This window comes from Microbacterium maritypicum, from assembly GCF_041529975.1.
GTDB lineage: Bacteria > Actinomycetota > Actinomycetes > Actinomycetales > Microbacteriaceae > Microbacterium.
Genome location: NZ_CP168030.1, coordinates 33,471 through 52,625, shown reverse-complemented (window position 1 = coordinate 52,625; position 19,155 = coordinate 33,471). Strand labels below are relative to the sequence as shown.

The following is a 19,155-nucleotide window of genomic DNA, read 5'->3' as shown; positions in this document are numbered from 1 at the left end:
GTCACCGTCGCCGCGGCGGGAGCGACCCCTCGATGCGGATCTCGCCCGTGCCCGCGTCGAACGTGGCCGTAATGCCCGCGAGATCGGCCGTCGGGCCGGTCGTGACCTCCGCGTCGTCGAGCACCTCCGACACATCATCGGTCGAGGCGACGTCACCCGCGGCCTGGCCGCTGTTGGTGAACGTCAGCGAGTACGTGATCACGTCACCGGCGACCACACCCGAGCCCGAAACGGGATCGGATGACTTCTCGGGGGTGATCCGCGGCAGGTCGATGTCCACCGGCGGCGTCACCGGGTCGCAGATCACGCCCGGTGCGCACACGGGCGTCGCCGCATTGACCAGGTCGGCGTCGCCGGCGTTCGTCACGGTCACCGAGTACGTGACCGATACGGATTCGCCCGCCACGATCGGCCCCGACCACGCGAGAACCGCACCGGTCACCGTGGGAGTCGGCACCGTCGAACCGTCCGACGCCACCGCGACCGCATCGCCGTTGTAGGACGCGTCGTCGAGCACATCGGTCAGGTCATCCGTGAAACCCGCCGGTTCGGTCGCCGTGTAGTCACCCTCACCGTCGTTCGTGACCGTGACCGTGTACGTCACGACATCATCGGTCTGCACAGCCGTGGTCGCATCCGCGTCCTTCTCGACGACGAAATGACGGATCGGGTTCGACGTCTCCGGACAGCCTTCGACATCGCAGGAGCCATCCGGATTCTGCACGATGTTCGCAAGAAGGTGGTTCTCCTGATCCGCGAACGCATCCACCGTCACCGAATACGACACGGTGTACGTCTCCCCGACCGCGACGGAGCCCGTGACGATCAGGTCGGTGCCCTGGAGTTCCGCCGTCAGCCCGGGGTTCGACGTTGTGATCGACCCCGCCACCAGCTCCGCGTCGTCGAGCACGTCGGACAGGTCGTCGACCTTGTCCACCGCCGCCGCGGCCTCGCCGACGCTCTCGAACGACAGCGTGTAGGTCACCACCTGCCCCGCGTCGACCGCGGTGCCCGACTCCGGGTCCACCGTCTTGTCGATCACGAGTTCTGCCGCCGGGATGCGCACGCTCGCGCAGTCGTCCTGTCCTGCTGCCGTCTCGTCCGTCGGGATGCAGACGAGGTTGTAGAGGACGTTGTCGCCCGCGGCGGAGTCGTACGTCGCCGTGTACGTGATGGTGACACTCTCGCCGGCGGCGAGGGGGCCGACCCAGGTGAGTTCGTCTCCGACCAGCTCCGCGGAGCCGTCGGTCGGCGAGGTGATCCCGCCGAACGTCGCGTCGTCGAGAACGGCACTGAGATCGTCGGTCACGCGGGCCGGCTCGGCGGCCGTGTAGGCGCCGGGTCCCGTGTTCGTGGCCGTGATCGTGTATTCGACCACCCCGCCGTCCGCCGGCAGTTCGGTGGTGTCGGTAGCCTTGGTGACCGCCAGCTTCGGCAGCAGGAACTCCGCCTCGGCGCAGGCGATCCCCGTGGCCGGGTCGACGCCATCGCCGTTCGGAGGGTTGCACGCCGGGGTCGGAGTGTCAGGCGTACCGCTGAACACCACGTTCCGCGCGAGGCCGTCGCCTCCGGCTGCGACCGTCGCCGTGTAGGTGAGCTCCACGCTCTGACCCACCGCGAGCGGGCCGGTCCAGGTCAGATCGGGAGCCGCGTAGGCGATGGTCCCCGGCATCGTCGCGGTGGCGTCGTCGTTGTAGGCGGCGTCGTCGAGGACAGCGGTCAGATCATCGGTGACGACGGCCGGGTTCGCCGCGGTGTACGGTTCCTCGCCGGTGTTGGTCGCGGTGATGGTGTATTCCACATCGTCGCCCGGGCGGGTGTCGACGGTCGCGTCGGAGGTCTTCGTCAGCGTCAGGCAGTTGCCGAGGGAAGACGCCTGCGCGCTCACGTCGATGTCGCTGTAGGTCCAGTTGTCGATGGCTGCGAAGTTTCCCCACTGGTTCGCGCCGGTGGACGCCCACCCATGGACGAAGCCGGCGCTGCTCAGACCGGCGAGATTGACGAGGGGAGGGCTCGTGCTCGACTTGGGGCCGGTACCCGACAGGGGCACCTCCGTGTCATCCCAATAGATGGTGTCGTTTCCGACACTCGAACCGACGATCTGCGTGATGCGGATGCCGCCGGGCAGAACCTCGACGTCACCGAGCACGAAGTGGATCTCGTCCGTCTTCTCGATGGCGACCTCGAAGTTCACCGTCGTGCAGACGTCGACGAGCGTGCCGGCGGAATCACGGCCATCCCACGGAGCGCTCACGGTGCCGTCCGTTCCCGACTGGGGGAGAGCGATGTCCAAAGGATCCGTGTACGACCCGTTGCCGTCGACATCGACCCGGACGACATAGTTGCCCGTGAAGTTGTTCAGCTCGTACTCGAGCGCTCCGGCGTGCGAGAGGGCGTTGGTCCGCGAGTAGGCGGTGCCTCCGAAGCTCGGAGGGGAGTAGTCGGGATTGACGAACTCTTCGCCGTCGGCCGACGTGGCGAATCCGGGAAGATCGGCTGCCGGCGGCTCGAAGAAGAGGTTGTAACCGGGGCCGCACTCCGGCCCAGGACCCTGATGTTCCGGCGAGTTGCTCGTCTGCGCGAGCGATCGGTAGGCGGGCGTGCAGAGCGCGGGATCGAGCACGTTCCCGAAGGCATCGCTGTTGAAGCTCCATCCACCACCGTTGAAGACGGGCATCTCCACCGTGTACTGCGTGCCGTTCTCCGACACGACCCAGAAGCCGAGGTCGGAATTGGCGAAGACGGTGCCCGACCCCGGTGTGAGGGAGCTGTACGCGCGGTACTGCTTGGACCACACCCGACCTTCAATCGGCGCGCCGCCGCTGGAGAGCACGGTGATGTCCCACCGCGATTCGTTTCCCGAGCCCGGAGGCCAGTTGGCGGTCACGGCGCCGAGACCCTCCGTCTCGAGGAGCCACACCCCCGTCGGTCCGGTCATCCCGGCCGGAACGGTGCAGGTCGTTCCGGTCGGAGCAGCCGGAGCAAGGTCACACGTCCAGCGCACGGCGCCGGAGGGGTCCGTGAGACTGAACGTCTGGCCTCGCGCGGCGTCGAAGAGGTTGAGGATGAACTCCCCCGTCACGGTCTCGCCAGCGGCGGCGTAGACGTAGAAGGTGTTCTCTCCGATGAGCACCGTGTTCGGTGCATTCGACTCGGCCTGCGCTGGTGTGGCACCGAGCGGCGCCAGCGCTCCCAGCACACCGACGGTGAGGGCGACGGCCGCGGCGGCGAAGCGGCTCCTCAGAGAGTGCGGGTTCTGCCGGGCGCGCCTGCTGCGGGACTTGTCGGTCATCAGAACCTCTTCGTGTCGGGCGAGGTCCGTGCGGACTCGCGGGGCGCGCCCCTATGGACCCGCTCCCTCCCCCGAGAGGCTGCGCATATTCAACCACGCCTCCGCTTTTTCCGCACCTGATCCGGGAAAAATCACCCCGGGCGACGCGTCACCTCAGTTCGGCATGCACCGGCTTCGGGATGAACATCGAGAAGATCAGCGCACCGACCAGCACGACGGCTCCGGTGACCAAGGCGGCGACGTATCCGGCCCCCGCTCCCGCCGACTCCGACGCGAACGAGGTCTGGGCGGCGTAGATGACGACGAAGCTCAGCCCGGCGCCGAGGTTGATGGCACCGGTGTTCAGCCCGGGAAGCGACCCGGGGCGCTCCTTCGGTGAGAGCACGACCCCCAGACCGTTGAGCATGATGTTCCCGATGCCGGCGTAGGTGATGCCGACGGCGACGGAGAGCAGCAGCAGAACGAGGCGTGAGGCGGTCTCGACGTTGGCGACCATGAGGCCGAGCACCACGATGGTGCCGCCGAGGCCGATCCGCAGCATCGTCCGGTACCCGACCGTGGCGGCGAGCCTGCCACTGAGCGGACCCATCAGCAGACCGGCGAGGGCGTAGGGCATGAGGATCCACAGCGACACCTCTTCGGCGCTCATCCCGAGGTTCATCGAGGAGTCCTGCGCGAGGGCCGGCACCACGCCGTTCATGATCGCGAAGATCCCGGAGAGTGTCAGGAGTGAGGTGGCGCTCAACGCCCAGGTGGCGCGCTGCTTCAGCTGGGGAATCGAGACGAGCGGATGATCGAGCCTGCCCTCGAGCTTCCAGAAGGAGACGAAAGAGACGACGGCGACCACGGCGAGGACGATCACGAGGATCAGGTCCGCATCGGCGAGCTTCCCGAGCTCGTTCAGGGCGACGAGCATCGAGCCGACGGAGATGACCAGCAGCAGCGAGCCCCACCAGTCCATCCGCGGACGGTCTTCGGCCATCGTCTCGGGGGCGAGGAAGCGCACGACGAGAGCCGCACCGACGGCGACACCGCCCATGGTCCAGAAGATCGAGGCGAAGCCGTGGTTGGTCGCCAGATACCCGCCGAGCAGAGCGTCGCCCCCGGCGATCCCTCCGTTGACCGCGGTGACGACACCGAGCAGCGTGCCGTAGACCTTCGGATCCACGACGGCCGCGCGCAGCATGATCAGGCACAGCGGAACCACCGGTCCCGACACTCCCTGGATGAGGCGACCGATGAAGAGCATCGGGACGTTGGTGGCGAGCGCCGCGACGACGCAGCCGACCGCCATCACGACGAGCATCCCGACGAGAACCCGTCGGCGACCGATCAGGTCGCCGAGGCGGGGGAGAAAGAGGGTGAACAGCGCGGCAGCCGTGAAGAAGACGGTCTGGGTCGACGCGATCTCGGAGGCGGTCGCGTCGAGCTCACGCTCCATCGTCACCAGAGCCGGGCTCAGCATGCTGGCGTTGAGTTGGAACGCGAGGCACGCCGCGAGGAGCGCGATCATCAGCGAAACCACGCTGGAACGGGTACGAACCGCATCTGTCTGGTTGGTCATTGCTCACTTCTTCGTGTCGATCGTTGGCTGTTCGCGTGCGTAATCCTTTACGCACGTCATATCTTTGAGTCGTGGTGCCACCGGCACCGGGGATGAGAGTCGTGATGAAGAAGGCGTCCGTCACGCTGCATGAGGTCGCAGCCGCCGCCGGTGTGTCCATCGCGACGGTCTCCCGGGCCCTCAACGGCAAGGACCGCGTATCGGGACGCACGGCCGAGCATGTCGCGCAGGTGGCCGAGCAGCTGGGCTACCGGGTCAACCTCATCGGCCGCGGTCTGCGCGCAGGCACGGGCGCCACCATCGGCGTGGTCGTCCCCGTCATCAGCAACCCCTTCTACGGTGAGCTCATACACCGCCTCGAGGACCATCTGCAGCGCCGCGGGTTCGACCTCGTCATCGCGGATTCGCACGGAGACGTCGACCGGGAACGCGATCGTCTGCGCATGCTGGTCGAACGGCGCGTGGAGGGCATCTTCGTGGTGCCCTCCGATGCCGAGCTCTCGTTCGAGGCGGTCGCCGACACCGCGCGCAGGGTTCCGCTGGTGCAGCTCGACCGGCGAGTGCTCGATCTTCCGGCGGACTTCGTCGGGGTCGACAACGACGCCGGCATCGACCTCGCCGTCGAGCACGTCACCTCCCGCGGCGCGAAGCGTGTCGTCCTCGTCTCCGGCAACGACGTGACCTCGGTGGGTCGCGAGCGGCGGGCCGCCTTCGAGGCGACGGTGCGCACCCGCGGGTTGCCGCACGAGGAGAGCATCTTCGGCGAGTACCTGCTGTCGTTCGGCGAGAGCGCCGCGGAGGCGCTGCTGGCCCGCGGCCCGCTTCCCGATGCGATCATCGCCGGAGACGACCTCGTCGCGGCCGGTGCCATCGCCGCACTGAAGCATGCGGGGCGGAGCGTCCCCTCTGACGTGCAGGTCACCGGGTTCGACGGCACGATGCTCGCGGATGTCTGCGAGCCTCGGTTGACGACCGTGGTGCAGCCGTTCGACGAGCTGGCGCGTGAGGCGACGGAGGCACTCGTGCGGCGGATGGAAGATCCCGAAGCCCCGTACGTGCTCAGCCGTCTCGCGCCGAGTCTGCGCGTGGCCGAGTCCACGACGCCCGCCGCGCCGCGCTGAGCATCAGGCCAATGCGCCGACAGCATCCGTCACCAGGTCCCAGAACTTCGGCGCGTCGAGGGTGATCGCGACGTCGGTGTTCGGCTCCTTGCCCAGCATGTCGTGCAGGTCGACGCAGGTCGCACCGGCCGTGAACTCGCCGGTCGTCTCGATGTCGACGTGGCAGCGCTGGACCGTGGCGACGGCCCGATCGATCGCGATGGCGACGGTGATGGGATCGTGCAGAGGTCCCTCCGGCATGCCCTCGGCCTTCTCGTAGGTGCTGCAGAAGAAGCGCAGCAGCTCCACTCCGAATGCCGAGGTTGCGTTGCCGACCGCACCGATCCGCTGAATCACCTCTTCGGTGATCAGTGCCTGGTGGGAGATGTTGAGCCCGACCATGGTGAGCGGAACGCCGGATGCGAACACCACGGCCGCGGCCTCGGGATCTGCCCAGGCGTTGAACTCCGGATACGCGCCGACATTGCCGCGGCCGGTCGAGCCGCCCATCCAGATGATCTCCTTGATCTGGGGCACGACCTCCGGATGCTGCTGCAGGAGGAGCGCGATGTTGGTGAGCGGGCCGGTGGGGATCACGGTGATCGGCTCCGGCGAGGCGGCGAGGGTGTCGGCGAGGAACTGCACGGCGTGGCGCGGGTCGAGTGGCACGGTCGGCTCGGGGAGCACCGGTCCGCCGAGCGCGTTCTCGCCGTGGATCCATGCGCCGGGGGTGAGTTCACGGACGAGGGGCTTGTCGGCACCGGCGGCGACCGGCACGTCCGTCACGCCGGCGACGGTGAGTGCGATCCGCGCGTTCCGGGTGGTGTGCTCGAGGTAGCCGTTGCCGCCCACCGTCGTCACACCGCGGAGGTCGATGGCGTCGTTTCCGGCCGCGAGCCAGATGGCGAAGACGTCGTCGTGGCCGGGATCGCAGTCGAGAAGGACGGGAATTGTCATGGTGCTCCTTTGCAGATGTGCGTGCGTAAACGTTTACACTTTCTATCATGAACGTCAAGCCGGCCGCGATTTCCGCGTTCCGATGCCTCCGCTCGATCCGAAAGCTGCTGCCATGACCTCTCCTGCTCTTCCATCCCTCGTCGTCGTCGGCAGCGCGAACGTCGACGTCACCGCGTTCGTCGAACGACTCCCCACTGCCGGGGAGACCGTGGCCGGCGGGCGACTCTCCCGTGACCTGGGCGGGAAGGGCGCGAATCAGGCCGTCGCCGCCGCGAAGTTGGGCGGAAAGGTCCGGATGGTCGGTGCCGTCGGTGACGATGCCGACGGTTCCTGGACCCGCGAGGAGATGAAGCGCGCCGGCGTCGATGTCGCCGATCTGCGCACCGTGGATGACGCCACCGGCACCGCGCTCATCGTCGTCGACGCGGATGCCGAGAACCAGATCGCGGTCTGCCCCGGCGCCAACGACCACGTCTCCCTGGACGGTGTGACCTTCGGCGCGGACGAGGCCGTGCTCATGCAGCTGGAGATCGCGCTCGCGGTGGTCGAGGATGTCGTCGCCTCGGCGGAGGGCTTCATCGCGCTCAATGCCGCTCCCGCCCAGCCGTTGCCCGAGGCTCTGCTGCGCCGGGTCGACCTGTTCATCGTGAACGAGACCGAGCGCGAGCTCATGCCCGAGCTGGCAGAGGCAGAACTCGTCGCGGTCACCTACGGCGCGGCCGGCGCTGCGCTGTATCGCCGTGGCGAGGAGATCGCCCGAGCCGACGGCGTCCCCGCCGAGGCCGTCAACACCGTCGGGGCGGGCGACGCCTTCTGCGCGGCGCTCGTACTCGCGCTGCGTGCCGGGCACGCGCCGGCCGATGCGCTGGCCGCCGCCTGTGCGGTGGGATCCGCGGCGGTGTCGCACCTGTCGTCCCAGCCCCCGTTCGAACACCTGAGCCGGTATCTTCCTGTGGCCTGAGCGGCGCCCGGAGAAGGAGAAGGCCCGGTGTCCTCAACGGAACCGGGCCTTCTTCAGAATGACAGAAGGCCGAGCCCTGTGGGCCCGGCCTTGTGTCATTCGCTGTGCGCGAGGGGGGACTTGAACCCCCACGTCCTTACGGACACTGGCACCTGAAGCCAGCGCGTCTACCATTCCGCCACTCGCGCGAGTGTCTCGTTCCGAAGAACTCAACTTCCCAAAGATATCACGCGATTTCACCCCCTGATGCACGCCTCAGACCCCGATCGGCGGCGTTCCCCCAGGTCACCTGGCTACGATGTGTCTACCGGTCGGCATGCCAGAGGAGCCCAGTGGGACTACTTGACAGCTTTGAGAAGGGTCTCGAGCGCGCAGTCAACAGCGCGTTCGCGAAGACCTTCCGCAGCGGCATTCAGCCGGTGGAGATCGCTTCTGCGCTCCGCCGCGAGGCCGACACGAAGGCGGCGGTCGTGAGCCGCGACCGCATCATCGCGCCGAACAGTTTCGTCGTGCGCCTCAGCCCGGACGACGCGGAGCGGATGCGGGGACTCGGCGGCGCCCTCACCGATGAGCTGCTCGCGCTGCTGACCAAGCACGCCAAGGCGCAGGGGTACAGCTTCTCCGGCCCCCTGTCGATCAACCTCGAGGCCGACGAAAAGGTCGCCACGGGAACCGTGCGCGTGAACTCGGGCACGGTCGAGGGCCGCGTGAGCTGGCAGGCCGTGGTCGACGTCGACGGCCGTCGTCACGCGATCAACCGCGCCCGTACGGTCATCGGCCGGGGGACGGATGCCGACATCACGATCGCGGACGCCGGATCCAGCCGCAAGCACGCCGAGATCCTGTGGGACGGCGAGCGCGCCATGATGCGCGACCTGGGCTCCACGAACGGCACCAAGGTCAACGGCCAGAAGCTCCGCGAGGCCGCCCTCCCCACCGACACGACCATCACCATCGGACGTACCGACCTGGTGTTCCGGATCGTCCCCGTGGCCAGCCCGTCGCGCCCTGCGCCCCGCGGCGACGACGCCACCCGAGCGTTCGGAGCCCTCGGTTGAGTGAACTGATCCTCCTCCTGCTCCGCATCGGGTTCCTCGTCCTGATGTGGTTCTTCGTGTTCGGCGTCGTGTATTCGCTCCGCGCCGACCTGTTCGGCGTCCGTGTGCGCAAGCTCCCCGCCGAGGCGACCGCCGGCGCACCCGCTCCCGCAGCAGCACCGGCAGCGGCCCCCGCGGCGAAGCCGTCATCCGCACGCTCCTCGACCAGACCGGCGACCGTCGCCACCGCCAAGCGCCTGGTCATCACGTCGGGGCCCAAGGCCGGCCTCGAGCTGCCGCTCAGTGCCGATTCGCTCACGATCGGCCGCTCCAGCGAGTCGGCTCTCGTGATCCGTGACGACTACACGTCCAGCCACCACGCCCGCCTGATGCTGCGCGGCGACAGCTGGGCGATCCAGGACCTCGACTCGACCAACGGGACCTTCGTCGCCGGCCAGCGCGTGTCGGCCTCACCGGTCGCCCTCTCGCTCGGCACCCCCATCAAGGTGGGCGCCACGACCTTCGAGCTGCGAGCCTGACCCCGGCATGGTCTTCGAAGGCTCGAGCGTCGCGATCTCCCACACCGGGAAGATCCGCTCCAACAACCAGGACTCCGGCTATTCCGGAGCGAACCTGTTCGCCGTCGCCGACGGCATGGGCGGCCACGCCGGTGGAGACGTCGCCTCGAGCATCGCGATCCAGCGGCTGCAGCCCCTCGACCAGGGCTACTCCTCGGTCGAAGACGCGCAGGCCTCGCTGCAGGCCGCCGCGACGACCGCCGCGGGCGACCTCATCCGCGCCGCGAAGGAGCGTCCCGAACTCGCCGGTCTCGGCACGACGGTCAGCGCGATCATCATGGTCGACGAGTATGCGGTCATCGGCCACATCGGCGACTCGCGCATCTACCTGTACCGCGACGACGCGCTGACCCAGATCACGGCCGACCACACCTTCGTGCAGCGCCTGGTCGACTCCGGTCGGATCACCCCGGAGGAGGCGCGCTACCACCCGCGCCGCTCCGTGCTCATGCGCGTCCTCAGCGACATGGACGCCGACCCCGAGCTCGACATGTTCGTCATGCACACGCAGCCCGGCGACCGGTGGCTGCTCTGCTCCGACGGGCTCTCCGGCGTGGTCGACGAGACGCGCATCCTCAAGGCGATGCAGCTCGGTGTCGCACCCGGCCGCACCGCGGACTACCTCCTCAAGCAGGCGCTCGACGGCGGCGCTCCCGACAACGTCACGATCGTGCTGGTCGACGTCGGCGGACAGCATCCGATCCACTCCGGCACCCCCACGATCGTGGGCTCGGCGTCGAACCCCGACGGCGTCTACGTCCCGCCGGTGCGCCCGCCGCGCGGAAACTGGCTGCACCCGGTGCGGCAGGCCGCGAACGAGCCCAGCCACTTCGAGCCCGCCCCCGAGTACCTCGAGGAGCTCATCGAAGAGGATCGGCGTCGAGCGAAGCGCCGCCGGGCGGGCTGGATCGCCGGGGCGCTCCTGGTCGTCGCGATGCTCGTCGTGGCTGCCTTCGCCGCCTACAGCTGGACCCAGACCCGCTACTTCATCGGCGCCGATGACGACAGCGTGGTGATCTTCCAGGGCGTGCAGCAGAACATCGGCCCGATCACGCTGTCCACCCCGATCGAGGACACCGACATCCTCCTCGCGAACCTGCCGCAGTATCAGCGGGCATCCGTCGAGCGCACGATCAATGCACGCTCGCTGGCCGACGCGATGGCCATCGTCGACCGTCTGCGGGCGGGCGCCGACGCGAACGTGATCGAGCAGACACCGCTTCCCACCCCGCTGCCGACGCCGAGCGCGACCCCCGCGGGGGGTGAGGGATGAGCACCGACGTGCAGGCGGACACCACCGTCATCAAGGCCCTCAAGCGACTCCGGATGCCGCAGACGCAGCGCAACCGCGAGTTCTGGTTGCTGCTGTTCGCTTGTGCGATGAGCGGCGCCGCGCTCACTCTCGTCCAGCTGGGCGCACTCGGCGTGATCGACCCGATGATCCTCGCGATCGGCGGCGGTCTCGCGGCCCTCGCCTTCGCGCTGCACATCGTGCTGCGTTTCGTCGCCGCCGATGCGGATCCGTTCGTCGTGCCCATCGCGACGCTGTTGACCGGCCTCGGCATCGCGATGATCTACCGCATCGACATCGCCTTCAAGAACACCGGCTGGGACGCCTACTCCACGAAGCAGCTGGCCTGGACCGCGATCTCCCTCGCCGGCGCCATCGCGGTCGTGATTCTGCTGCGCAACTATCGGATCCTGTTCCGGTACACCTACATCTTCGGTCTCGCCGGAATCCTGCTCCTGCTGCTGCCGTTCGTCCCCGGTCTGCGCATCGACGACGCGAACGCGGCCGTCTGGGTGTCGCTGGGTGGCGTCTTCGCCTTCCAGCCGGGCGAGCTCGCGAAGATCTGTCTCGCGATCTTCTTCGCCGGCTACCTCGTACGCACCCGCGAAAGCCTCACGTCGGTCGGCAAGAGGGTTCTCGGCATCACTTGGCCCCGCATGCGGGAACTGGGACCTGTCCTCGTGGTCTGGCTCATCTCGCTCGGGATCATCGTCTTCCAGCGCGATCTCGGTACCGGAACCCTGATCTTCGGCATGTTCGTCGCGATGCTCTACGTCGCCACCGGGAAGACCAGCTGGGTCCTCATCGGCCTCGGACTCGTCGTCGCCGGCGTGGCACTCGCGACGCAGATCCTCAGCTACGTGCAGGGTCGCTTCATCAACTGGCTGTTCCTGTTCGACGCGAACCAGGTCGATCCCGACGGCGCGGGGTATCAGCCCATGCAGGGCCTGTTCGGGCTCGCCCGCGGCGGACTCATCGGCACCGGCTGGGGTCAGGGACGCCCGGAGGTCACGCCGCTCGCGCACAGCGACTACATCATCACCAGCCTCGGCGAAGAGCTCGGCCTGATCGGGCTGTTCGCGATCCTGTGCCTCTACATGGTCTTCGTCAGCCGCGGCATGCGCATCGGTCTCGCGGGTCAGGACGACTTCGGCAAGCTGCTCGCCACCGGCCTCTCGTTCACCATCGCGCTGCAGGTGTTCATCATGGTCGGCGGCGTCACCCGGCTGATCCCGCTGACCGGCCTGACCACCCCGTTCCTCGCCGCCGGCGGATCGTCGCTCGTGGCCAACTGGCTCATCGTGGCGCTGCTGCTGCGCATCTCCGACGGCGTCCGCCGCCAACCGAGGGTCGTGATCGGATGACCAGAGAGCTCCGCCGCCTCAGCATCGTGATGCTGTTCATGTTCATCGCGCTCTTCGCCGCGACCAGCTGGATCCAGGTGGTCGAGGCCGATGCCCTCGCCCAGAACAGCAACAACAAGCGCACCCGCCTCGACAGCTACGAGATCCAGCGCGGCGCGATCATCGTCGACGGCGCCACCATCGCCAACTCGGTGCCCAGCGACGACAGGTACCAGTTCCAGCGCGTCTACACGGATGCCGCGATGTGGGAACCGGTGACCGGCTACTTCAACGCGGCACTCGATTCGCGCACGGGTATCGAACGCGCCATGAACGCCGAACTCTCCGGCACGGGCGCCAACGCCCTGCTCGCCGAGGTCGAGCGCATCATCTCCGGCCAGCCCCAGCGCGGGTACAGCGTGGAGCTGTCGCTGAACACGGCGGCTCAGCGCGCCGCCTATGAAGCACTCGGCGGGCTGCAGGGTGCCGTCGTCGCGATGGAACCGAAGACCGGACGCATCCTCGCCATGGTCTCCACCCCGGGTTTCGACACGAACCAGATGGCGACGCACGACGCGGACGCCGCGAACGCCACCTACGACCAGCTCGCCGCCGACCCCGGCAAGCCGCTGTCCAACCGCGCGATCGCCGGCGACCTCAACCCGCCGGGATCGACGTTCAAGGTCGTCGTCGCGGCGGCGGCGTACGCCAGCGGGAACTGGACCCCGCAGTCGACGCTGCCCAACCCCATCTCGTACACGCTCCCCGGCTCCTCCAATCGGGTGTCGAACGCCTGGGGCGGCAAGTGCGGGCCGGGCGCCACGGTCACGATCGCCGAGGCCATCCGGCTCAGCTGCAACATCCCGATGGCGGAGCTCGCCGTCGAACTCGGCGACGACACGATCCGCGAGATGGCCGAGAAGCTCGGTTTCAACAAGTCCTTCGAGACTCCGCTGGAATCGACCCCCTCCAGCTACCCCCGCGCCCTCGACGACGCGCAGACCGCACTCACCGGATTCGGCCAGGGCAAGGTCACCGCGACCCCCCTGCAGATGGCGATGGTGTCGGCCGGTCTCGCGAACGACGGCGTCGTGATGAATCCCCGGATGGTGGATGCCGTGATCGGGAACGACCTGTCGGTGATCGAGGCCTTCCAGGACAGCGAGTTCGGCCGTGCGATGGAAGCCGATGTCGCCGACGACGTGACCGCGTCGATGGTGGCCAGCGTCGCTACGGGCGCGGCCCAGGGTGCAAGAATAGACGGGATCGACGTGGCCGGTAAGACGGGCACCGCAGAGAACGGAAACAGGCCGCACACGTTGTGGTTCACCGGCTTCGCGCCGGCGGACGACCCCGCGGTCGCAGTAGCGGTCGTCGTCGAAGACGGCGGCGGACAGGGACAATCAGGCAGTGGCGACACTATCGCCGCTCCGATTGCGAAGAAGGTCATAGAGGCGGTGCTGGGCAGATGAGGCCGACGCAGGGTGTGTCGTTCGGTGGTCGTTACGAGCTGCAGTCGCGTATCGCGATCGGTGGCATGGGCGAGGTGTGGGAAGCGACGGATCACGTCATCGGACGTACCGTCGCGATCAAGATCCTCAAGGACGAGTACATGGGGGACCCCGGGTTCCTCGAGCGGTTCCGTGCAGAAGCGCGGCACGCTGCTCTCGTGAACCATGAGGGCATCGCCAGCGTCTTCGACTACGGCGAGGAGAACGGCAGCGCCTACCTCGTCATGGAACTCGTGCCCGGCGAGGCTCTCTCGACCGTGCTCGAGCGCGACGGTGCACTCAGCGCCGACAAGACGCTCGACATCGTGGCCCAGACGGCATCCGCTCTGCAGGCCGCACACGCGGCCGGTCTCGTGCACCGCGACATCAAGCCGGGAAACCTGCTGATCACGCCCGACGGCCGCGTCAAGATCACCGACTTCGGCATCGCCCGCATCGCCGATCAGGTTCCGCTGACGGCGACCGGCCAGGTCATGGGCACCGTGCAGTACCTGTCTCCCGAGCAGGCATCGGGTCACCCGGCGTCTCCCGCCACCGACACCTATTCGCTCGGCATCGTCGCGTACGAGTGCCTGGCAGGCAAGCGTCCGTTCACGGGCGAGTCGCAGGTGGCGATCGCGATGGCACAGATCAACGAGCAGCCGCCGCCGCTGCCGCCGACCGTGCCGATCCCGGTGCAGAACCTCGTCATGGCGATGATCGCCAAGAAGCCCAGCGACCGCCCCTCGTCGTCCGCGACGGTGGCCCGCGCAGCGCAGGCTCTTCGTCGCGGCGACCTGAACTCCGCGGCCATCGCCGTTCCCGCGATCGCGACCGGGGGTATCGCCGGCGATGACGATGCGACGCGCATGCTCACGGCGTCCGGAGACGACGGCACCACCCGCATCCTTCCCACCACCGCTCAGCTCCCGACGGAGGACGCGGCGGCGGACGAGAAGAAGAAGAAGAAGAGCCCGTGGACCTGGCCGCTGATCGCGCTGATCGCCCTGCTGGTGATCGTGCTCGGCGGAGCCGTGTGGGCGATGCTGATGAACCAGGGCGACCCTGACGCCAAGCCGTCGGATTCGCCCTCTCCGTCGCAGTCACAGTCGCAGACACCGCCGCCGGCGACCACCCCGCCGCCCGAGGTGGTCCGCGTCGACGTGACCGCGTTGGGCCTGGTGAACATGGACTGCGGCACGGCCACATCCACGCTCAAGGAGGCCGGTTTCACGGGCGAGATCACCTGCCCCGAGGGCGACCCGGCCCCGACCGACGGCGACGTCGGCAAGGTGTACCGTGTCGTCCCCTCGGGCAACGTCGAGACGACGCAGCCGATGACCCTCACGATCTACGCCGCGCGCGCAGCCCTGCCGACCCCGACCGACACCCCGACCATCACGGGTGACCCGATCGCCGGCAGCACGGTCACCATCTCCTGGGGCACCGGGTTCACGTGCCCGAGCGGCACGACGCTCTCCGGATACGTCGTCTCGCTCCAGAACGGCACGTTCGTGTCGGGCGGGCCGAACTTCCAGCCGACGCAGCGGAACACGCAGATTCAGGTGGCTGATGCCGCGGGCCAGCAGCTCATCGTCACGTACCAGGGCATGTGCTCGGGTGGCGACCAGCGCACGTCGTCCGCGTCGCCGCCGCTCTCGGTTCCGATCGTCGCCGCGACCGACCCCGGCGAGGGTGACGGAGGCGGCGGCACCGAAGGGTAGCCTTTAATCCAGCTCAGCCGCAGTCGTTTTCCAGGGGGTAGTACGTGTCCACAGAGCCACGAGTCATCGCGGGTCGATACCGCGTCGACGAGCTCATCGGGCATGGCGGAATGGCCAAGGTCTATCGCGGATTCGACCTGACGCTCGGCCGTGAGGTCGCGATCAAGATCCTCGATCCCGACCTCGCTCGCGACACCGCCTTCCGCACCCGGTTCCGGCTGGAGGCGCAGGCGGCGTCCCGCATGTCGCACCCCTCGATCGTCCGCGTGTTCGACGCCGGCGACCCGTCGTCGAACGACCCGTCGTCCGACGAGCCGCCGTACATCGTGATGGAGCTCGTCAAGGGCACGCTGCTGAAGAAGATCATCGCCGACGGCCCGGTGCCTGTCGAAGACGCGGTGCGCTACGTCGACGGCATCCTCGAGGCGCTCGACTACTCGCACCGCGCGGGTGTCGTCCACCGCGACATCAAGCCCGGCAACGTCATGGTGACCGACAAGGGCCAGGTCAAGGTGATGGACTTCGGCATCGCCCGAGCCGTCTCCGACTCCTCGTCGACCGTGGCGGAGACCACCCAGATCATCGGCACGGCCGCCTACTTCTCACCGGAGCAGGCCAAGGGCGAGCCCGTGGATGCCCGCGCCGACCTGTACTCGACCGGTGTCGTGCTGTACGAGCTGCTCACCGGCCGCCAGCCGTTCCGTGGCGAGTCGCCGGTGGCCGTCGCCTACCAGCACGTCAGCGAAACCCCGATCCCGCCGACCGAGGTGAACGAGGACGCGCCGGGCGCGCTCGACCCGATCGTCCTGCGGGCCCTCGCGAAAGACCCCTATCAGCGGTACCCGGATGCCGCGCACTTCCGCGCCGCCCTCGATGCCGCCGTCACCGGGAGCGCGCCGACCCGCAAGCAGCTCGGTGCGCTGACGAGCGAGCTGTACGGTCCGAGCCCGCGTCAGGCGCAGGAGACGGCACGTTCGCTGCGCCAGCTCAGCTCCGACACCACCATGACCCGCACCCAGTCCGGCCCTCCGGTCGCCTGGATCTGGGCCGGTGTCGCGCTGCTCGCGGTGCTGTTGGCGTCCGTGCTGTTCTGGGTGGTCACGATCAGCATGCGTCCGCCCGAGGTGCCGAGCACCTCGCGCATCATCCCCAATCTCGTGAACGTGTCATCCGAGCGCGCGCAGGACGACCTCGCCAAGCTCGATCTGACCGCGAAGATCGTGATCGAGTCGAGTTCCGAGATCACCGAGGGCAACGTCATCCGCACCGACCCCGAGGCAGGGGTCTCGGTGGAGGAGGGCTCGACGGTCACCGTTCACGTCTCCTCGGGCGTGGAGACCGTGGTGGTGCCGAAGATCGAAGGCATGGGCCTCGAGGATGCCACCAAGGCACTGAAGGCCGCCGGCCTCGAACTCGGGACCGTCATCCAGCGCAACGACAAGGGTCTGGCCGCCGGCACCGTGATCTCCGCCAGCGAAGCGGCAGAGACCGAGGTCGCCCCCGACACCGTCGTCAATCTCGTCGTCGCCAGCGGCAAGGTGACGCTGACCGACCTCGTCGGGTGGACCGTCGAGGCCGCGACGACGAACCTCACCGACCTCGGTCTGACCCCGGAGCCGGTGGAAGAGGCGGATTGCGCTCCCACGGAACCCCCGACCGTGCACTCGATGTCGGTCGCACCGGGTGACGTGCCGATCGGATCACCGGTCGAGCTTCGCTACTGCGCCGCGCCCTGAGTCTCTCGTGACGCGACTCGCGCGTCGCGATGTCAGCGCGAGAGCGGATGCAGGCTCTCGGATCGCGCCACGGCATCCGCGTCGCCGCAGAGTTCCAGCCAGTTCGCGAGAAGCCGGTACCCGCCTTCGGTGAGCACGCTCTCCGGGTGGAACTGCACGCCGTGCAGCGGCAGCTCTCGGTGCGACAGCGCCATGACCGTTCCGCTCTCCGTCCAGGCAGTGACGACGATCTCGGGCGGGAGGTCCGCTGCCGCGAGCGCCAGGGAGTGATATCGGCCGACGTCGAACGGCGACGGGATCCCCGCGAACAGCGCTGATCCGTCGTGCGTGACCGCGGAGACCATGCCGTGCATCAACTCGGGCGCCTCGCTCACCGCGGTGCCGAGCGCTTCGCCGATGGTCTGGTGTCCGAGGCAGACGCCGAGCGTCGGCATCCGCCGTCGAACGGCGATCCGCACCGCGTCGAGCGACACTCCCGCGTCCGCGGGACGTCCGGGGCCGGGGGAGAGCAACAGGGCGTCGTGGCCGGTGAGCATCCGCTCGAACTCGGCGGCGTCCAGCGCGTCGGATTCGACCATGGTGGTCTCGGCGCCGAGCTCGTGGAGGTAGCCGACGAGCGTGTGCACGAAGCTGTCGTGGTTGTCCACCACGAGAACTCGGGTCATTCGACGTCGACCTCGCCGGGGGCGATGATCGGGCTGATCCAGGGGAACACGTACCAGAACAGCCCGTACAACACGGCGGCGATGACGACGACCAGGATGAGGACGCGCAGCCACCACGGGCCGGGCAGCAGGCGCCAGAGTGCGGCGTACATCAGTCTTCTCCCTCGTGAGCGTCCACGGTCACACCGATGGTGCGGCCGGAGGCGGCGGCGGGTCGGTCAGCGCGGTGGGGAGCCCCTCGGCGCGGGGCTGGAAGCTCTCGAACACCCCGTAGGCGACGATGCGCTCGGCGAGGGAGTAGAGCGGAGAGCAGGCGGTGAGCGTGATGTACTGCTCTCCGGTCTGCTGCTCCGGCATCTGCGGCACGTCGGCGAGCACATCGGTCTGTGTCGGCTTGACGTACTCGAGCGTGCGGAAGCGGTAGGTGTACCAGCCGTCGGGAGTCTCGACGACGATCGCGTCGTTCAGCTGCAGCTTGTCGAGCTGGTTGAAAGGCTTGCCCCAGGTGGTGCGGTGTCCCGCCATCGAGAAGTTGCCGACCTCGCCGGGCATCTTGGAGTCCTTGTAGACGCCGATCCCCTTCTGATCCAGGGTTCGCGCACGGCTCGTTCCGCCGTAGATGCCGAAGTTGTAGTCGGCTCCGAAACGGGGGATGTGCATCTGCCCGAACCATGTGGCGTCTGCCGGTGCTGCGGGCACCGGGGGCACGTAGGTGGTGGTGCCGTCGTCCTCTTCTACGACCGGCGGCAGCTCCGGCGCCTCGCCCTGTGCGAGCTCCTGCGAGATGGCTGCGCCCTCGTCGTTCTTCTGGGCGCTGATGATGATGTCGCCGATCCACATCTGCCAGGCGACGAAGAGCAGGACGAGCACTCCGGCGGTGAGGAGGAGCTCGCCGAGCACGCTCGCGAAGGTGGCGCGAGAGCGTGGTCGCTCTCGCCGCGGGCGTCGCCCCCCAGGCACGACGGATGCAGTCATGGCGCGATCATATCCCGGGACGCTGAACGGATGTCGGTGAGCCCGCCGTCTCTCGCACGCTGCGGACTCGGCGGCTCATGGGTCTGATGGGTACAATGACGGCATGGCACGTGACCGTAAGAGTGAAGAACCCGTCGTCGAGCGCGCCGAAGGCGAGGCCGCTCCCAACGCGGTGTGGTTCAAGCCGGTGATGATCGGCTTCATGCTGCTCGGTCTCGCGTGGATCCTGGTCTTCTACATCTCGGGCATGCAGTTCCCGATCCCGGGTCTCGACAACTGGAACCTGGCCATCGGTCTCGGCATCGCTCTGATCGGCTTCCTGATGACCACTCGTTGGCGCTGACGCCACTCCTTCTTCCCGAAAGGCCCCTCGCACAGCGAGGGGCCTTTCTTCATACTCCGAGTGAGGGACGGCTCAGGCCAGGGCGCGGGGTTGTTCCCG

The 19,155-nt window shown here is 68.1% G+C and carries 16 protein-coding genes and 1 tRNA gene; 10 read left to right on the top strand and 7 right to left on the bottom strand.

Annotation, left to right across the window (positions count from 1 at the left end):
- Position 1: 1 nt before the first annotated feature.
- Together ACCO44_RS00250 and ACCO44_RS00245 are read right to left on the bottom strand one after the other, a co-directional pair.
- Entirely contained in the window at positions 2-3,292 is a 3,291-nt protein-coding gene (locus ACCO44_RS00250) for a hypothetical protein (RefSeq protein ID WP_372467785.1), read from the bottom strand.
- A 148-nt stretch (positions 3,293-3,440) separates the two neighbouring features.
- Positions 3,441-4,856, bottom strand: coding sequence for an MFS transporter (locus ACCO44_RS00245; protein ID WP_372467784.1), 1,416 nt, complete (start codon positions 4,854-4,856; stop codon positions 3,441-3,443).
- A gap of 104 nt (positions 4,857-4,960) precedes the next feature.
- On the opposite strand from ACCO44_RS00245, the gene ACCO44_RS00240 reads away from it, so the two are divergent.
- Positions 4,961-5,977 (top strand): LacI family DNA-binding transcriptional regulator, encoded by a 1,017-nt coding sequence (locus ACCO44_RS00240; RefSeq protein WP_262002441.1) that lies wholly within the window; start codon positions 4,961-4,963, stop codon positions 5,975-5,977.
- A 3-nt stretch (positions 5,978-5,980) separates the two neighbouring features.
- Here the strand turns inward: ACCO44_RS00240 and ACCO44_RS00235 are convergent, their stop codons facing one another.
- Entirely contained in the window at positions 5,981-6,913 is a 933-nt protein-coding gene (locus tag ACCO44_RS00235; protein ID WP_372467783.1) for a nucleoside hydrolase, read from the bottom strand.
- A 112-nt stretch (positions 6,914-7,025) separates the two neighbouring features.
- Between ACCO44_RS00235 and ACCO44_RS00230 the strand changes: the two genes are divergently transcribed.
- Positions 7,026-7,874, top strand: coding sequence for a ribokinase (locus tag ACCO44_RS00230; RefSeq protein ID WP_372467782.1), 849 nt, complete (start codon positions 7,026-7,028; stop codon positions 7,872-7,874).
- A gap of 105 nt (positions 7,875-7,979) precedes the next feature.
- On the opposite strand, the gene ACCO44_RS00225 is transcribed toward ACCO44_RS00230, so the two are convergent.
- Positions 7,980-8,062, bottom strand: a tRNA-Leu gene (locus ACCO44_RS00225).
- A 144-nt stretch (positions 8,063-8,206) separates the two neighbouring features.
- Here ACCO44_RS00225 and ACCO44_RS00220 point away from each other — a divergent pair.
- Genes ACCO44_RS00220 through pknB form a run of 7 tightly spaced genes read left to right on the top strand, consistent with a single transcriptional unit; the run spans position 8,207 to position 17,073 of the window.
- On the top strand, positions 8,207-8,932 hold the full coding sequence (locus ACCO44_RS00220) for a DUF3662 and FHA domain-containing protein (protein WP_105711469.1): 726 nt from the start codon (positions 8,207-8,209) through the stop codon (positions 8,930-8,932).
- The gene (locus ACCO44_RS00215) at positions 8,929-9,450 is read left to right on the top strand and encodes an FHA domain-containing protein (RefSeq protein ID WP_372467781.1); all 522 of its coding nucleotides are present in this window, start codon (positions 8,929-8,931) and stop codon (positions 9,448-9,450) included. Before ACCO44_RS00220 ends, ACCO44_RS00215 begins: the two co-directional genes overlap by 4 nt.
- Positions 9,451-9,457: 7 nt before the next feature.
- The gene (locus ACCO44_RS00210) at positions 9,458-10,762 is read left to right on the top strand and encodes a PP2C family serine/threonine-protein phosphatase (protein ID WP_029264173.1); all 1,305 of its coding nucleotides are present in this window, start codon (positions 9,458-9,460) and stop codon (positions 10,760-10,762) included.
- On the top strand, positions 10,759-12,144 hold the full coding sequence (locus tag ACCO44_RS00205; RefSeq protein WP_029264174.1) for an FtsW/RodA/SpoVE family cell cycle protein: 1,386 nt from the start codon (positions 10,759-10,761) through the stop codon (positions 12,142-12,144). The genes ACCO44_RS00210 and ACCO44_RS00205 overlap by 4 nt, the downstream gene beginning before the upstream one ends.
- Positions 12,141-13,595, top strand: a complete 1,455-nt coding sequence (locus ACCO44_RS00200; RefSeq protein ID WP_029264175.1) for a penicillin-binding transpeptidase domain-containing protein — start codon at positions 12,141-12,143, stop codon at positions 13,593-13,595. Before ACCO44_RS00205 ends, ACCO44_RS00200 begins: the two co-directional genes overlap by 4 nt.
- The gene (locus ACCO44_RS00195; RefSeq protein WP_372467780.1) at positions 13,592-15,337 is read left to right on the top strand and encodes a protein kinase; all 1,746 of its coding nucleotides are present in this window, start codon (positions 13,592-13,594) and stop codon (positions 15,335-15,337) included. Before ACCO44_RS00200 ends, ACCO44_RS00195 begins: the two co-directional genes overlap by 4 nt.
- A 44-nt stretch (positions 15,338-15,381) precedes the next feature.
- Positions 15,382-17,073, top strand: coding sequence for a Stk1 family PASTA domain-containing Ser/Thr kinase (gene pknB, locus ACCO44_RS00190; RefSeq protein WP_105711472.1), 1,692 nt, complete (start codon positions 15,382-15,384; stop codon positions 17,071-17,073).
- Positions 17,074-17,105: 32 nt separating this feature from the next.
- On the opposite strand, the gene ACCO44_RS00185 is transcribed toward pknB, so the two are convergent.
- The 3 genes from ACCO44_RS00185 to ACCO44_RS00175 are packed head-to-tail and all read right to left on the bottom strand — an operon-like array spanning position 17,106 to position 18,713.
- Complete coding sequence (locus ACCO44_RS00185; RefSeq protein ID WP_372467779.1) at positions 17,106-17,738, bottom strand: aminodeoxychorismate/anthranilate synthase component II; 633 nt, start codon at positions 17,736-17,738, stop codon at positions 17,106-17,108.
- Complete coding sequence (locus ACCO44_RS00180) at positions 17,735-17,890, bottom strand: DUF4175 domain-containing protein (RefSeq protein WP_140403281.1); 156 nt, start codon at positions 17,888-17,890, stop codon at positions 17,735-17,737. Before ACCO44_RS00180 ends, ACCO44_RS00185 begins: the two co-directional genes overlap by 4 nt.
- 28 nt (positions 17,891-17,918) lie before the next feature.
- The gene (locus tag ACCO44_RS00175; protein ID WP_105711474.1) at positions 17,919-18,713 is read right to left on the bottom strand and encodes a class E sortase; all 795 of its coding nucleotides are present in this window, start codon (positions 18,711-18,713) and stop codon (positions 17,919-17,921) included.
- 103 nt (positions 18,714-18,816) lie between these two features.
- Here ACCO44_RS00175 and ACCO44_RS00170 point away from each other — a divergent pair, with 103 nt between their 5' ends.
- Positions 18,817-19,056: a cell division protein CrgA gene (locus ACCO44_RS00170; RefSeq protein ID WP_091028134.1), complete on the top strand. Its 240-nt coding sequence runs from the start codon at positions 18,817-18,819 to the stop codon at positions 19,054-19,056.
- The last annotated feature ends 99 nt before the right edge of the window (positions 19,057-19,155 follow it).

What these genes read in the sequence shown, in the direction of transcription:
- ACCO44_RS00250 (WP_372467785.1), bottom strand. Translation starts at nt 3,292, where the DNA reads ATGACCGACAAGTCCCGCAGCAGGCGCGCCCGGCAGAACCCGCACTCT.
- ACCO44_RS00245 (WP_372467784.1), bottom strand. Translation starts at nt 4,856, where the DNA reads ATGACCAACCAGACAGATGCGGTTCGTACCCGTTCCAGCGTGGTTTCG.
- ACCO44_RS00240 (WP_262002441.1), top strand. Translation starts at nt 4,961, where the DNA reads ATGAAGAAGGCGTCCGTCACGCTGCATGAGGTCGCAGCCGCCGCCGGT.
- ACCO44_RS00235 (WP_372467783.1), bottom strand. Translation starts at nt 6,913, where the DNA reads ATGACAATTCCCGTCCTTCTCGACTGCGATCCCGGCCACGACGACGTC.
- ACCO44_RS00230 (WP_372467782.1), top strand. Translation starts at nt 7,026, where the DNA reads ATGACCTCTCCTGCTCTTCCATCCCTCGTCGTCGTCGGCAGCGCGAAC.
- ACCO44_RS00210 (WP_029264173.1), top strand. Translation starts at nt 9,458, where the DNA reads ATGGTCTTCGAAGGCTCGAGCGTCGCGATCTCCCACACCGGGAAGATC.
- ACCO44_RS00205 (WP_029264174.1), top strand. Translation starts at nt 10,759, where the DNA reads ATGAGCACCGACGTGCAGGCGGACACCACCGTCATCAAGGCCCTCAAG.
- ACCO44_RS00200 (WP_029264175.1), top strand. Translation starts at nt 12,141, where the DNA reads ATGACCAGAGAGCTCCGCCGCCTCAGCATCGTGATGCTGTTCATGTTC.
- ACCO44_RS00195 (WP_372467780.1), top strand. Translation starts at nt 13,592, where the DNA reads ATGAGGCCGACGCAGGGTGTGTCGTTCGGTGGTCGTTACGAGCTGCAG.
- ACCO44_RS00185 (WP_372467779.1), bottom strand. Translation starts at nt 17,738, where the DNA reads ATGACCCGAGTTCTCGTGGTGGACAACCACGACAGCTTCGTGCACACG.
- ACCO44_RS00180 (WP_140403281.1), bottom strand. Translation starts at nt 17,890, where the DNA reads ATGTACGCCGCACTCTGGCGCCTGCTGCCCGGCCCGTGGTGGCTGCGC.
- ACCO44_RS00175 (WP_105711474.1), bottom strand. Translation starts at nt 18,713, where the DNA reads ATGACTGCATCCGTCGTGCCTGGGGGGCGACGCCCGCGGCGAGAGCGA.
- ACCO44_RS00170 (WP_091028134.1), top strand. Translation starts at nt 18,817, where the DNA reads ATGGCACGTGACCGTAAGAGTGAAGAACCCGTCGTCGAGCGCGCCGAA.